General features: G+C 28.7%; 12 protein-coding genes. All 12 read right to left on the reverse strand.

Going from position 1 to position 13,815, the window contains the following annotated elements; translation table 11 throughout:
* On the reverse strand, nucleotides 1-669 hold the full coding sequence (locus I4U89_RS09270) for a response regulator transcription factor (protein ID WP_195940104.1): 669 nt from the start codon (nucleotides 667-669) through the stop codon (nucleotides 1-3).
* 435 nt (nucleotides 670-1,104) lie between these two features.
* Nucleotides 1,105-2,265, reverse strand: coding sequence for an iron-containing alcohol dehydrogenase (locus tag I4U89_RS09275; protein WP_195940105.1), 1,161 nt, complete (start codon nucleotides 2,263-2,265; stop codon nucleotides 1,105-1,107).
* A gap of 560 nt (nucleotides 2,266-2,825) precedes the next feature.
* Complete coding sequence (locus I4U89_RS09280; RefSeq protein ID WP_195940106.1) at nucleotides 2,826-4,022, reverse strand: MalY/PatB family protein; 1,197 nt, start codon at nucleotides 4,020-4,022, stop codon at nucleotides 2,826-2,828.
* Between the two features lie 4 nt (nucleotides 4,023-4,026).
* Nucleotides 4,027-5,097 (reverse strand): M24 family metallopeptidase, encoded by a 1,071-nt coding sequence (locus I4U89_RS09285; protein ID WP_195940107.1) that lies wholly within the window; start codon nucleotides 5,095-5,097, stop codon nucleotides 4,027-4,029.
* A gap of 9 nt (nucleotides 5,098-5,106) precedes the next feature.
* A complete protein-coding gene (locus I4U89_RS09290; RefSeq protein WP_195940108.1) occupies nucleotides 5,107-6,438 on the reverse strand; it encodes a PTS sugar transporter subunit IIC in 1,332 nt (443 codons plus the stop codon).
* Between the two features lie 31 nt (nucleotides 6,439-6,469).
* Nucleotides 6,470-6,805 carry a PTS sugar transporter subunit IIB gene (locus tag I4U89_RS09295; protein ID WP_092922747.1) on the reverse strand — a complete coding sequence of 112 codons (336 nt, stop codon included), beginning with the start codon at nucleotides 6,803-6,805 and terminating at the stop codon, nucleotides 6,470-6,472.
* A 90-nt stretch (nucleotides 6,806-6,895) separates the two neighbouring features.
* Entirely contained in the window at nucleotides 6,896-7,201 is a 306-nt protein-coding gene (locus tag I4U89_RS09300) for a PTS lactose/cellobiose transporter subunit IIA (RefSeq protein WP_092922744.1), read from the reverse strand.
* A 15-nt stretch (nucleotides 7,202-7,216) separates the two neighbouring features.
* Nucleotides 7,217-8,260 carry an aminopeptidase gene (gene ypdE / locus I4U89_RS09305; protein WP_195940109.1) on the reverse strand — a complete coding sequence of 348 codons (1,044 nt, stop codon included), beginning with the start codon at nucleotides 8,258-8,260 and terminating at the stop codon, nucleotides 7,217-7,219.
* Between the two features lie 2 nt (nucleotides 8,261-8,262).
* Complete coding sequence (locus I4U89_RS09310; protein ID WP_195940110.1) at nucleotides 8,263-10,164, reverse strand: BglG family transcription antiterminator; 1,902 nt, start codon at nucleotides 10,162-10,164, stop codon at nucleotides 8,263-8,265.
* A 330-nt stretch (nucleotides 10,165-10,494) separates the two neighbouring features.
* Nucleotides 10,495-11,346: a class II fructose-1,6-bisphosphate aldolase gene (gene fba, locus I4U89_RS09315; RefSeq protein WP_195940111.1), complete on the reverse strand. Its 852-nt coding sequence runs from the start codon at nucleotides 11,344-11,346 to the stop codon at nucleotides 10,495-10,497.
* Nucleotides 11,347-11,394: 48 nt separating this feature from the next.
* Entirely contained in the window at nucleotides 11,395-12,564 is a 1,170-nt protein-coding gene (gene agaS / locus I4U89_RS09320) for an SIS domain-containing protein (RefSeq protein ID WP_195940112.1), read from the reverse strand.
* Nucleotides 12,565-12,841: 277 nt separating this feature from the next.
* Nucleotides 12,842-13,771 carry a 1-phosphofructokinase gene (gene pfkB / locus I4U89_RS09325; RefSeq protein WP_195940113.1) on the reverse strand — a complete coding sequence of 310 codons (930 nt, stop codon included), beginning with the start codon at nucleotides 13,769-13,771 and terminating at the stop codon, nucleotides 12,842-12,844.
* Nucleotides 13,772-13,815 lie beyond the last annotated feature (44 nt).

Genomic DNA, 13,815 nt, shown 5'->3' on the forward strand with positions numbered 1-13,815 from the left:
TTACGGCATTATATAGCCTCTCCCCCTTTTAGTTTCTATGTATCCACTACATCCAATTTCACTTAATTTTTTTCTAAGTCTATTTATGTTAACAGTAAGAGTATTATCATCTATGAATAAATCTAAGTCCCATAAATCATCCATTAAATCTCCTCTTGATACTATCTTCCCCTTATTTTTCATTAAACAATTTAGTATTCTAAATTCATTTTTAGTTAAGTCTACTTCTTGATTTTCAAATATAGCAATATCTTTAGATAAATCCAATGCCAATTTTTTATATAAAAGTATATCTGTATTAGATTCTTTATATGTTCTTTTTAAAATAGAATTTATTCGTGCTAATAAAATTTGAGTATTATACGGCTTTGTTATAAAATCATCTGCTCCTAAATTCATACTCATAAGCTCATCCATTTCTGTATCTTTACTCGTTACTACAATTATAGGTATATCAGATTTTTTTCTTATTTCTCTACAAATATAATACCCATCATATATAGGTAAATTTATATCTAATAAGATTAGATGTCCATTCAACTTTAAAATATCTTCTATAATATTTTCAAATTTTGTTAAGCATACAACGTCATATTTATATTTTAATAAGAAACTTTTTAGCTCCATTCTAATTTTTTCATCATCTTCTACTATAATAATTTTCTTCATAATCTTTATTCCCTCCATTTTAAAGATAATTATATCATTTTGGTTAATTCTTTCAATTTATTAATTTTAAATATTATATGAAAAGGTTAATAAATCTAAGCTAAAATACACATTTTATAGTAAAATATAAGTTTCTGATATTATATATATTTTTTTAGGTATTGAGTATTCATTTTGATTTATTATTTTTAATATTGTTGATTTTCTTAAATTACTTTCTTTTTCTAGTTTAATTATGGAGTACTTTTTATTTCATTTTGTTTTATAAGTTTGTAATAGTCGATATGATTGAAAAGCTCTAATAAAGTATTGGAGAAATTTTTAAAATAAAAAAGTTGAGGCAAGTATTGTAAATAAATACTTGTCTCAACTTTTATATCGTTAATTAACATCCCCTTTTTGGTATGGTATTTTAAATATTATGAGATGTTTTTATTAATATGCTGCTTTAAATATATTTATTATATCTTGTTTATTACCTTTTCTTGGGTTACTAAACGCATTTCCATCTTTAAGGGCCATTTCAGCCATATATTCAAAATCTTCTTCTTTTATTCCCATTTCTTTTAATGAAGTTGGTATACCTATATCTTTAGATAATCTAAACATTGCATCTATTGCTTTTTCAGCTGCTTCATGAACTGATAAACCATCTATATTTTCTCCCATAAATTCAGCTATATCAGCGAATTTTTGTGGGTTAGATATTATATTGTACTTACAAACATGAGGTAATAACATTGCATTAGCAACACCATGTGGCATATCATATAATCCACCTAATTGGTGAGCCATAGCATGAACATAACCTAAGTTAGCATTATTAAATGCCATACCAGCTAATAATGATGCATAAGCCATATTTGTTCTAGCTTCTAAATTCTCACCCATAGCAACTGCTTGTCTTAAATTATTAGATATTAATTTTATTGATTGTATGGCAGATGCATCTGTTACAGGGTTAGCATCTTTAGAAACATATGCTTCTACTGCATGAGTTAAAGCATCCATTCCTGTAGCTGCAGTAAGTCCTGCTGGTTTTCCAACCATTAATTCTGGATCATTGAAAGATACTAATGGTAAGTTTCTCCAACTTACTATAACATATTTCACTTTTGTCTTTGTATTAGTTACAACACAGTGTCTAGTAACTTCACTTCCAGTTCCTGCTGTTGTGTTTACTGCTAATATTGGTGGTAGCGCATTAGTTAAAGTTTCTATACCTGCATATTCATATAAGTCACCTTCATGAGTTGCAGCTATACCTATACCTTTACCACAGTCATGAGAAGAACCTCCACCTACTGTAATTATCATATCACAGTTTTCATTTTTGAAGATTTTTAAACCATCAGCTACATTCGTATCTTTTGGATTTGGTTCAGTTCCATCGTATATAACAACTTCAAGACCTGCTTCTGTTAAATATTTTATAGTTTGTTCAACTGCTCCATTTTCTTGGTTTCTTAAGAATTTATCTGTAACTATTAAAACCTTTTCCCCGCCTAACATTTTAGCCCTTTCGCCAATAACTTTTAAACATCCTGGTCCCATAAAGTTGACGCTTGGTACTAAATAATCATACATTCTGCCCATTTTATATTCCTCCAATTTGTATACATTATTTTTTATTTATAAAAAGCATAAAATATTTTGGGATTAAATTTTGTATCCTACCTTAATTTAATGTTTTCGTTTTCCTTGTTATAATTTTAACTTTTTTTCTTATCAAATACATCTTAATATCTTGTTTTTTTATGTAAAATTTTAGTCTATTTTTATTTAAAAAATGTAATTTTTTGTTATTTGCTATTTTCCCCATAAAAAAAGTCCTATTTTTTAATAAGACTAGTTTTTTATACATTTCTCTAAATTTTTTGGATTTGTTCCTTCTAACTTTTTAAATATCCTTATAAAGTAACCACAACTTTCAAATTTTAAGTATAAAGAATATTATTTATTGATTTATCTATATCCATTGACAGTGGTTTTGCCCTTGCTATCTTTTTCATATTTAAATCTTTAATAAAATTAATTCTCATTTTCCTCAAATAAAATTTGACTTGTCACCATAGCTCCTAAATAAAAATAAATCCCACATACATCGATTAAAAGTCAATATATATGGGACTTATCTTTTATACATTAAAACTAACTTAAGCTTTTTGACAATACATACTTATATAAGTTTCTTTTATTCTATTTAGAGCTTCATTTAATGTTTCTTTAGGGCATCCAATATTAAGACGAATAAATCCTTCTCCATCTTTTACAAAGTAACTTCCCACTACCATAGTTAAATTTGCACTTCTGAAAAATTCTTTAGATTCTTCTTCGTCCTTAAATACTTCTCTTACATCTATCCATGCTAAGAAAGAAGAGTCAGACTTCATAACTTTTGCTTTTGGCATATGTTCCTCAAAGAAATCATAAACTATTTCAAAATTACTTTCTACATAGTCAGTCATATCATCTAACCATTCTTCACTTTCGTTGTATGCTGCAACAATGGCTGGAATTGAAAATACATTTGGAGAAGTTATTGAATTACTTTTTAGTCTTTCTAATAAAGCTTCTCTAACCTTAGCATCTCTTATTACTACATAAGATGTTTTTAGTCCACCTAAGTTAAATCCTTTATTAGGAGATACACATATTATACTATTTTTATAAATTTCTGGATGAGCATTCCATAAAGATATAAATGTATTCCCTTTAAATACTACGTCTCTATGAATTTCATCACTTACTAAAAGTACATTATACTTCAAGCATAATTCTGACACTTTATATAGCTCTTCTTTTGTCCATATACGACCTGATGGATTCTGTGGACTGCAGAATATAAATACTTTTATATCACCAGACTTCATTTGATTTTCCATATCTTCAAAGTCAAGGTAGTATCTGTTATTTTCTAGCTTTAATGAGCTACAATATAGCTTTCTACTATTATTTACTACAGCTTCTGCAAAAGGATCATAAGCAGGTGTATTTATTAATACTCCTTCTCCTTCTTTAGTGTACGCTTGAACTATATAATGAAGAGTTGAAACTGTTCCAAAAGTTAATTTTATCCACTCTTTTTCTATATGAACATCAAATCTTCTTTTGTTCCAATTTATCACGGCTTCATAGAAGTCATCTCCTATAAAGGTATAACTATAATCTCCCACAGATGCTCTTTTTGTAATAGCTTCTTTTATAGCTGGAGCACACTCAAAATCAATATCAGCTAAATCCATAGGAATTGCATCTTCATTTAATCCGAATTTTTCTTGAATTACATTATTGCTCCATTTTCTACAATTGCCTTCTTTACGGTTTAATACTTTGTCAAAATTATATTTCATAGCTTTACTCTCCTAATATTATAAAGTCTTTAGATGTCTTATTAAGTGAAATACCTTTCCCATCGATTATGACAATATCATCTTCTATTCTAACTCCCCCTACATCTGGAATATAAATACCTGGCTCGCAGGACATTACCATACCTTCTGCTAGGATATCATCACTTCTTGGGTTTAGTGTTGGTACTTCCCCATCACCAAGACCTATTCCATGACCTAATCCATGGTTAAAATAATCACCAAATCCATGTTCCTCTATAATTTGTCTAGCAACTTTATCAATATCACTAGCTTTCATACCTTCTTTAATTGATTCTATTGCCGATAGTTGTGCTTTTAAAACTACATCATATATTTCTTGAATAATTTTAGGCGGCTTACCTATAGATATTGTACGAGTCATATCAGATTGATATCCTTGGTAAACAACACCAAAATCTATTGTTATAGCTTCATTTTTCTTTAATTTTTTAGTTGTAGGTCTTCCGTGTGGCATTGCTCCTCTTTCACCAGATACTACTATTGGTTCAAATGACATGCCACTTGCACCCTTTTTAAGTGCATGATATTGAAGTAGAGCTGAAACTTCAAGTTCAGTCATTCCTTCTTTTATTTCAGATATGACTTCACTAAATACTTCATCTGTAATCTCACAAGCTTTTTTAATAAGCTCAATTTCCTCTTTAGATTTTATAGCTCTTACTTTACCTAATTCGTTAGTTATTAAGTTAATATTAAAACCTGCTTTATCTAATAAAATATACTCTTGTATACTCATAGCTTGGCTTTCTATTGCTATATTTTTTATATTCATTTCTTCTAATAATTCAATTATGTTTTCTATATAAGATCCCTGAGATACAACCCTTTTTATAAATCCAGATGTTTTCTTATCTGCTTCATCAGTATATCTGCCATCTAGAATTTGATATTTTTGTTCTTTTGTGATAAGCACATAGACACCGCTACCTGTTAATGCCCCTATATATCTTTTATTATTTTTTCCTTTAATTAAAAGAGCGTCAACTCCTCTTTCTTCAATTAAATCTATTATTTTTTTTAATCTATTATCCATAATAAAATATTAGAAATCTAATTCTAAATCTCCTAATAAATCTTCGTCTTCTTTAGAGAATATATTCTTAGCTGCATTTTTAGCTTCTTCTTGTTCCTTAGCTTCTTGTTGACGTTCCATTATCTTGAAGAATGGCCAATATAATGCAACTGCTAGTACTAATTGTAGAGCATTAACTACTATAGAACGCCAATCTCCATTAGTTAAGAATCCTTCTAAAAATACTCCTACATATGGAGGGTCAAATACTGGTTTTGCTAGCCATCCCCAGTGCATAAAGAACATTGGCAATGTACCTATTATAGCTCCACCAAATACATGTGGTATAAACATTATTGGGTTTAATATTATTGGAGCACCAAATAATATTGGTTCATTTATTCCAAATAATGCTGGGAATAATGATACACGTCCTATCTTCTTATAAGTCTGATTTTTAGATAACATACAAGCTACTACACATCCTATACTAATACCACAACCTGTAAATCCGAAGAATGCACTTGAAACCCCTCCTGTAAAGAAGTGAGGTATTGCTTCTCCTGCTTGCATGGCTGCTATATTTTCGGCTATAAATGTAACCATTATAGGTCCAGTTAAAGGCTTAAATACTGATGAGTGTATACCAAAGAAGAATATAGTACATATAGCAAAGTTAAGTGCAAGAACTGCCCATGGATTATCCATACTTCCTACTAACGGAGATAGGAATTGAGTAAGTATTTGTGGAGGTAATTCTCCAAATACAGCTAATGAAATAAAACGAGCTGCTATGAAAGTACCACAAACTATAATAGTAGTTGGTATTAATTCAAAAGATTTAGATACAAAATCTGGAACTCCTTCTGGCATTCTTATTGTAATATTCTTTTTCTTACAGAAGTTATATAATTCTACAGATCCAAGACCTGCTATCATACCTGTAAATAAACCTTTAGCACCTAGGTTTCCTAATTCTAATGCACCATCTGGTGTAAAAGTTGCTACTAAGAATAAAAATGAGAAAGTTGCAAGTGTAACACAACCTGGTATATATAATTTATAATAATTACCTAAGTTAAAGGCAATACACATACAGGCATATAATCCTATTAATCCTATAGAAAGACTTACTGGTAAATCTAATACTGCTGCATTCTTTAATATAAATTGGCTTATTGGATTGTTTTCCCCAAGCATATTTGGAAGTGCTGGAAGTATTGCAAATATACTTCCTAGTATTGTGAATGGCGTCATAGCAACCATACCAGCTTTTATAGCCCCAAGGTGACGTTGATTGTCAACCTTGTGAGCTAAAGGCATAAATACTCGATTCATAAACGCTTCAAACTTAGCAAACATATTTAATCCCCTTTTCCCTATACTATTTTTATTATCCTTGAGCTAATTGATGTTTTTTGTAAGTTACTAAAGCTAACTTCATAACTGTAGCTCCATCCATTTTTCCATAAACATCTTTATCTATTACTGCATAAGGTTTATTTTTTGGATCTAATATTCCTTTTAAGAAGTCTAACTTATGAGATATTTGAGGTCCTATAAGCACTATATCCCACTCATCAACTTGACTTTCTATTGAATCTGCTGGTATAGCCGTAAATTCGAAATCGTTTTCATCAAGCTTAGCACTTTCTTTTACTACCTTCTTCATATTTTGCATTAACATATTTGTAGAGAATCCACCTGCACAGCATAATAATATTTTCATAACAATTCCTCCTAAAATTTATATTTTTTATTTTCCTTTAGAAAGTTTATCTTTCTAAAGGAGTATTTGTATAATTAATTTATTTATCTACTACTTATCAAAAACTTCTATTAAAGCTTCTATTAAATCTTTTGCTAATTGAGAAGTCATATAGTGGTCTTGAGCATGAACCATTAAAAGACTCATTGCTGGACTTTCAACATCTTCATTTAAATCTTGAGTTATTAATTCTGTTTGTATTCTATGAGCCTCAATATCTATTTTACGAGCTTCATTTATTAATGCTCTTGCTCCCTCAAAGTCCTTTTCCTTAACCTTTTTTAAAGCTTCAAAAGCTTTTGCTTTACTGTCACCTGCTGTTGATATAAGCTCCATTATTTGCATTTCTGTTGACATTTTTTTACTCTCCTTTTAAATAAAATTCTTTATATTTTTGTATCTTTCTTCATCAAAATTTAAAACTAACTGAGTATACAATTCTATAATGGCTTCTAAGTCTTTATTGCTTACTATAGAAAATGCACAATGTCCATATCTAACTGGTACACAAGTTACTGCACAAGGCTTACCTTCATTTACAAGATGTGCCTCTCCACCATCAGTTCCACCTGACTCAAACATATCATGTTGAAGAGATATATTGTTTTTATCAGCAATTTCTATTATGTAATTTATCATTTTTTTATTTGGAACTAAGGTTCTATCTCTATGCATTAGCATTATGCCTTTATCTATTTGTTTTTGATTTGTGTGATCTCTTAAAAATTCATTTTTAGCACATGCTACATCTATTACAAATACTACATCAGGGTTTATTAACTGAGTTGCTGTTTTTGCACCTCTTATACCAACTTCTTCACTACTTGTAGCTGCAAAATGAACATTACAATTTATATCTTTTTTCTCTAGTCTTTTTAAGACCTCTCCCATTACAAAGCATCCAATTCTATCATCAAAAGCCTTACCTACTAGTCTATTTTCTAAAGTAAATTCTTCAAAATTAGTAGTGTATGTAACCATATCTCCAACTTGAATACCTAAATTGTATACTTCTTCTGCTGTATATGCCCCAACATCTGCATATACCTTCTCAACTTTACCATCATTATATATCCCATTTATGATAGCAGGAATTTTTTTCCCTTCGCTCGTAGTAATTCTTACTTTTTGTGTGAATTGTGCAAGAGGTTTTACTCCACCTATTGTTATTAAATGAATCATACCAAGCTTATCTATACTTCTTACCATAAAGCCGACTTCATCCATATGAGCACAAATCATTACATTTGGTGCCTTTTCATTTTTTATCTTAGAAAAAATTATACTCCCTAATCCATCACATACTGTTTCATCACTATAATCTTTCAACTCTTTTAATAAGACTTCTCTAACTTCTCCTTCATTAGAGGCTATCCCATCTGCTTCTGATAATTTCTTAAAAAAATCTATATTCATATCTAACCCCCTATGTAGATTTTTAATTTATACATAAACTCTTCATAAGATTGTGACCTGTTTAGCATATCTACTATATCCTTATCTGCCATAATCTTAGTTAAGTATTTAGATATTTGTTTGTGGAGTTCTAGATTTCCCTTTATTAATGAAATCATAAAAATAATTTTTGGTTTTCTATTTTCATGGATAATATCAGAATGTATCAAGGCTACTGATATTATATTTTTATTCCCTGTCATTTCAATTGGATGAGGTATTGATACACCATTTGTATAAATGGTACTTAAGTAACTTTCTCTTTCCCATACATCTTGAGGATAACTTGGAGAACAAGCACCTTCATCAACTATACACTGTGACATATTATCAAGAATATCTTTATAATCAATTTTTTCTTTTATACATCTAAAATGATTTTTATTAAACAGACTTAATATATATTTTTTAGGATTTGACAAACTTCCTATCTGATCTGCAAATCGTACACTTTCTTTAATATTTAGATAATCTAATTCATCTAAAATTTCATTTATAAGTATAACTGGAGCATTTGTTTTGAATTGTGGATTTGTTATTGAAAAAATCAAATCTGGCTCAAAACATACTACTTCTTCTTCATCTAACAAAGAAAAGTTTTTTATTTCAGCATTTGGAAAAATTTCTCTTAGTCTTAATTTTATTAGAAATGCACTTCCCCCACCTGATGAACATATTACTGCTATTTTATATTTTTGATTAAAACTAGCTTCCTCTCTTTTTTCAAATGGTACAGCTATATGAGTAGCTATAAAACCTATTTCCTCTTGACTTATCTTTATCTGATATTCACTTTCTATAACTTTCGAAAGTTGAATAGCCAAATTAAAAACCGTTGGATACTGCTGACTTATCTTTACTGAAAAAGGATTTTTTGTGTTATGATTCCTTTTTACACGTTCTATTAAAGACGCGATATGTAAATAAAGTAAATTAAAGAATTCTTTATCTTCTAAAAAACTAGTATTATATTTTTTATCTACGCCTTTAAAAAATTCGTATATTATATCTTGAAGTTTACTCTTGTCAACATTCATTATGGCAGCTTTTTTATCTTTAGTCCTCAGTTTTATAAGTTGCTTTAAGTAATCATTTTCCTCATAGGTAAGACAATATTTTTTATCTTTAAAAATTTTATCTAGTAAATCATTTATTATTAAATTTTCTGTATCTAACTTTAATTCATTAATATTTTCTAATGTTCTTAAATTAACTCTTATATACAAAGTAACAATTTGAGCTAATATTTCTTCAAGTTCCGTTAGGTTCGCTTCCAAACCATACTTATTAAGTACATTTTTTATTGTGATTCTAATATCATCTAATTTCAAATTATCTATAAATTTATCTCTATATTCCATTATATTTCTATTTTCTTTAAAATAATTTTCTACTAATATTTTTTGAATTGATTTAACAGATCCTTCTATCTTAATTCCATAATGAGCCTTACGCTCTAACTTCAAACCTGTATCTCTTAGTTTTTCATCTACCTTTTTTAAATCATTTTTAATTTGAGATGAACTTACTAAGAATTTTTTGCTTAACTGATCTATAGTTTTGTAACCTTCATTTACTAACAGTTCTACTATTATAGATTCTATCCGTTGTTCTGGGTTTTCAATTGAATATGAGGGTAAGTTTTTTAGGTAATTCTCGAACTTTTCTTGGTCTTTTAGATTTAAAATATATCCTAGTCTGGTCTTGTATTCTAATTTAAAACCATTGCGTTCTTCTATACTTTCTATCTTCTTAATTTCATTTCTAATAGTTCTAGTAGATACCCCTAGCTTATCTGCAAAATAATCTAGGCTTAAATAGTCACCACTATTTCTTAAGCATTCAAGAATAACACGCTCTCTCATATACCCACCTCCCTCAGTTGTTTTTATACTTTTAAATAATGTTATGAATTAAAAACATTTTCTTGCAAAAGTCAACCTTTTCTATATTTATAGTGAAATTTATGTATCTTAATATATAATAATAAAATCTATAGTTTGATACAATCAATAAAACCTATAATTTGTTTTTTATTATATTTTAATTATATCTTCAATCTTTTTCCAATAAAAGCCGATATTTTTCAACAATTTTATGAAAAAACTATACCATTATTTAAATAAATGACATATCTTTTTCAAAAATAAAAATATCCTAGAATTATATAAGATAATTCTAGGATATTTTTATTTTTATGCTTTATTTATAGACCCACATACCGCCATCTTTTCTTTTACAAATGATTTTACTGATTGAAGTCCAGCTTTTCCATATTTCTTTGGATCTATAACTTCAGGATCCTCATTTAAGACTTTTTTTACACCGTTACTATATGCAATTCTTAATTCGGTTGCATAGTTAACTTTAACAATCCCTCTTCTTATAGTTTCTTTTATAGTTTCATCAGGTATTCCTGAACCTCCATGTAATACTAATGGTACTGAAACTAATTTTTTAATTTCTGATAATCTATCTAAATCTATTTTAGGCTCTCCTTTATATAAACCATGTGCTGTACCTATGGCTATAGCTAATGAAGACACTCCTGTTCTTTCAACAAATTCTTTTGCTTCTTGTGGATCTGTATGAGCGCTTCCTTCTCCACCATCTAAATCATCCTCTTTTCCACCAACTTTTCCAAGTTCTGCTTCTACTGGTATAAAAGATGGTTTACAAGCTTCTACTACTGCTTTTGATAATGATATATTTTCTTCAAAACTTTCATGAGAACCATCTATCATTATTGATGTATAACCTGTTCTTAAAGCTCTCATTGCAAGATCAAAACTTGAACCATGATCTAGATGCATTGCTACAGGTACTTTCGCTCTCTCTGCTGCAACTTTTGCATTTGCTAAATAATAGTCAAGACCTGCATATTTTACAGTAGATGGAGTAGTTTGTAATATAACTGGAGAATTTAATTCTTCCGCAGCTTCTATAACAGCCATTACCATTTCCATATTCTCTACATTAAAAGCCCCTACTGCATATTTTCCCTCTTGTGCTTTTTTAAACATTTCAGTTGTCGTTACTAATGCCATATTTATACCCCCTAATTTTAATCTAAATATTTATAAGTTTTCAATTTATTACTTCTCATATTCGTGTATTATTACACCTTTTACTACTCTATTTACTGTCCCTGTTGGCGATGGTGTATCTGGTTTATTATTACATTTTACTGATGCAAATAGTGATATAGTTTGTGCAAATAATACATATGGGAATGCAAGGTATGCATCTGGTAATTTATTGTATTCTTTTTTAAATCCAAATGTTGTACCTGAGAAATTATTTTCATTTTCTGCTGATATTGCACAAGTAAGTTTAGCAATTTTATCTGCATTTATTTCTTCTAAAACATCTAAATCATATTTTCTTGTGTATACATTGTTGGATACAAATACAAATATAAGCGTATTTTCATCAATGAACGACTTTGGACCATGTCTAAATCCCATAGGAGAATCATATGCTGTAGCTATTTTTCCTGCTGTAAGCTCTAATAATTTTAACTGTGCTTCTTGTGTTAATCCACCTAGGCCTCCAGACCCTAAATATACTACTCTATTAAAATCTTTATTTATTAACTCATGTATTTCATCTTTTCTATCTAATACATTTTTTCCCATTTCTATTATTGCATCTATATAAGATTTCTCTACATCCTCTTCTAAGTTATCAAATATTAACATGGCAGTTAACATCATACATGAGAAACTCCCTGTCATAGCAAAACCTTTATCATTAGATCTTGATGGCATTAATAATAAATAATTATTTTCATCATTTTTAGTTACTTGAGCAAGTTTTCCTTCTGGAGCACAAGTTATAGCTAAATGATAAAAATTATCTACAATTTGTCTTCCTAAATTTAGAGCGGCTAAACTTTCAGGGCTATTTCCACTTCTTGCAAATGAAACTAATAATGTTGGTACATCCTTTTTTAAGTAATCATATGGATTAGAAACTATATCTGTAGTAGGTATTGCTTCAATTATATATTTTCTTATATCATTTTTATTTTTAAGATATGGAAGTATTGAGTTTCCTACATAAGCTGAAGTTCCAGCACCTGTAAATATAACTCTAAATTGCCCATGCTTACTGCTGATATTTTCTATAAACTTATTTAACTGCTCTTTATTATCCTTATATATTTCATAAGCTTCTAACCATAATTCAGGTTGTTGCTTTATTTCTGTTGTTGTTATTATTGCCCCTAAATCTTGTAACTTTTGTTCTTCTAATTTAAACATATTACTTTCCCCTTTCATATTTTCAAATTTAATTCTGGTAATAAGGTTATTACCAGTTATTTTAAATAAAAAAAATATATATCATACTTAAACTATTTTATTTCCCCCCAAGTGGTAATTACCAATAACCCAAATATAAATTAATTTGAATTTTTTGTCAATAAGAAAATATTTATATTCTTCTCATTATAAACTTTATGCTTTAATAACAATTAAGTTTACAATTATAAAAATATGCTAAAAATAATTATTATGAAACTATTTATCTCAGATTTTACTAACTTAATTTTGTTACTTTAACTAAGCCTTGATATTTTTCAACTTCTTCTAAAGTTACAAATCCAGTTTCTATGTTAAGAGCATTACTTATACCACAAGCATTCGAAAGTTTAAGCAAGTCTTCTACTTCATATCCTCTCAAGATACCTACACCAAATCCAGCTATTGTACTATCTCCACTACCTACAGTATTCACCGCTTCTATCTTTGGTACTTTTGCTTCATATACTCCATCTTCATTTAGGTAAATCATTCCTTCTTTTCCTAGAGATATACATACATTTTGTGCTCCCATTTCAAGAAGTTTTTTCCCTGCAGAAATAATCTCATCTCTTGACTCTACATTTGTTCCTAATATCTGTCTTATTTCATCTGTGTTAGGTTTTATTAAATATGGCTTTGATTTTAATGCTATTTTTAATGGTTCTCCTGATGTATCTAATATAAATTTTATATTATTTTCTCTGCATATATGACCTATCTTTTCATAATAATCTAGTGGCATATTTTGACAGTAGCTACCTGAAGCTATTAATATTTTAGTATCTTTTATCACTTCTTTTATATCATTTTCAAACTTTTCTAAATCACTCTTTTCTATTATTGGCCCTTTTTCTAAAAACTCTGTACTTACCTTATCGTCTTCAATTATATTTAAACAATTTCTAGTCTCTTGCTTTATTTCTGTAAATTTGTTTTTTATATCTAATTTTCTAAGCTCATCCTTTATAAAGGATCCATTAAATCCCCCTAAAAATCCCATAGCTAAAGGATTTTCTCCTAAAATTTTGCATACTTTCGTTACATTTAAACCCTTGCCTCCAGCAGTTGCATTTGTACTTACCACTCTTTGAACTTCACCTATATTTATACTATTTACTCGATACATTCTATCTATAGATGGATTGAATGTTATTGTCGTAATCATACTTAATTCTCCTTTTATTAATATACAAACCCCTAATCTATAAC

The sequence above is a fragment of the Romboutsia sp. 1001713B170131_170501_G6 genome, from assembly GCF_015668195.1.
GTDB lineage: Bacteria > Bacillota > Clostridia > Peptostreptococcales > Peptostreptococcaceae > Romboutsia_C.

Coding starts and splice junctions, on each gene's coding strand:
- I4U89_RS09270 (WP_195940104.1), bottom strand. CDS start 669: ATGAAGAAAATTATTATAGTAGAAGATGATGAAAAAATTAGAATGGAG.
- I4U89_RS09275 (WP_195940105.1), bottom strand. CDS start 2,265: ATGGGCAGAATGTATGATTATTTAGTACCAAGCGTCAACTTTATGGGA.
- I4U89_RS09280 (WP_195940106.1), bottom strand. CDS start 4,022: ATGAAATATAATTTTGACAAAGTATTAAACCGTAAAGAAGGCAATTGT.
- I4U89_RS09285 (WP_195940107.1), bottom strand. CDS start 5,097: ATGGATAATAGATTAAAAAAAATAATAGATTTAATTGAAGAAAGAGGA.
- I4U89_RS09290 (WP_195940108.1), bottom strand. CDS start 6,438: ATGTTTGCTAAGTTTGAAGCGTTTATGAATCGAGTATTTATGCCTTTA.
- I4U89_RS09295 (WP_092922747.1), bottom strand. CDS start 6,805: ATGAAAATATTATTATGCTGTGCAGGTGGATTCTCTACAAATATGTTA.
- I4U89_RS09300 (WP_092922744.1), bottom strand. CDS start 7,201: ATGTCAACAGAAATGCAAATAATGGAGCTTATATCAACAGCAGGTGAC.
- ypdE (WP_195940109.1), bottom strand. CDS start 8,260: ATGAATATAGATTTTTTTAAGAAATTATCAGAAGCAGATGGGATAGCC.
- I4U89_RS09310 (WP_195940110.1), bottom strand. CDS start 10,164: ATGAGAGAGCGTGTTATTCTTGAATGCTTAAGAAATAGTGGTGACTAT.
- fba (WP_195940111.1), bottom strand. CDS start 11,346: ATGGCATTAGTAACGACAACTGAAATGTTTAAAAAAGCACAAGAGGGA.
- agaS (WP_195940112.1), bottom strand. CDS start 12,564: ATGTTTAAATTAGAAGAACAAAAGTTACAAGATTTAGGGGCAATAATA.
- pfkB (WP_195940113.1), bottom strand. CDS start 13,771: ATGATTACGACAATAACATTCAATCCATCTATAGATAGAATGTATCGA.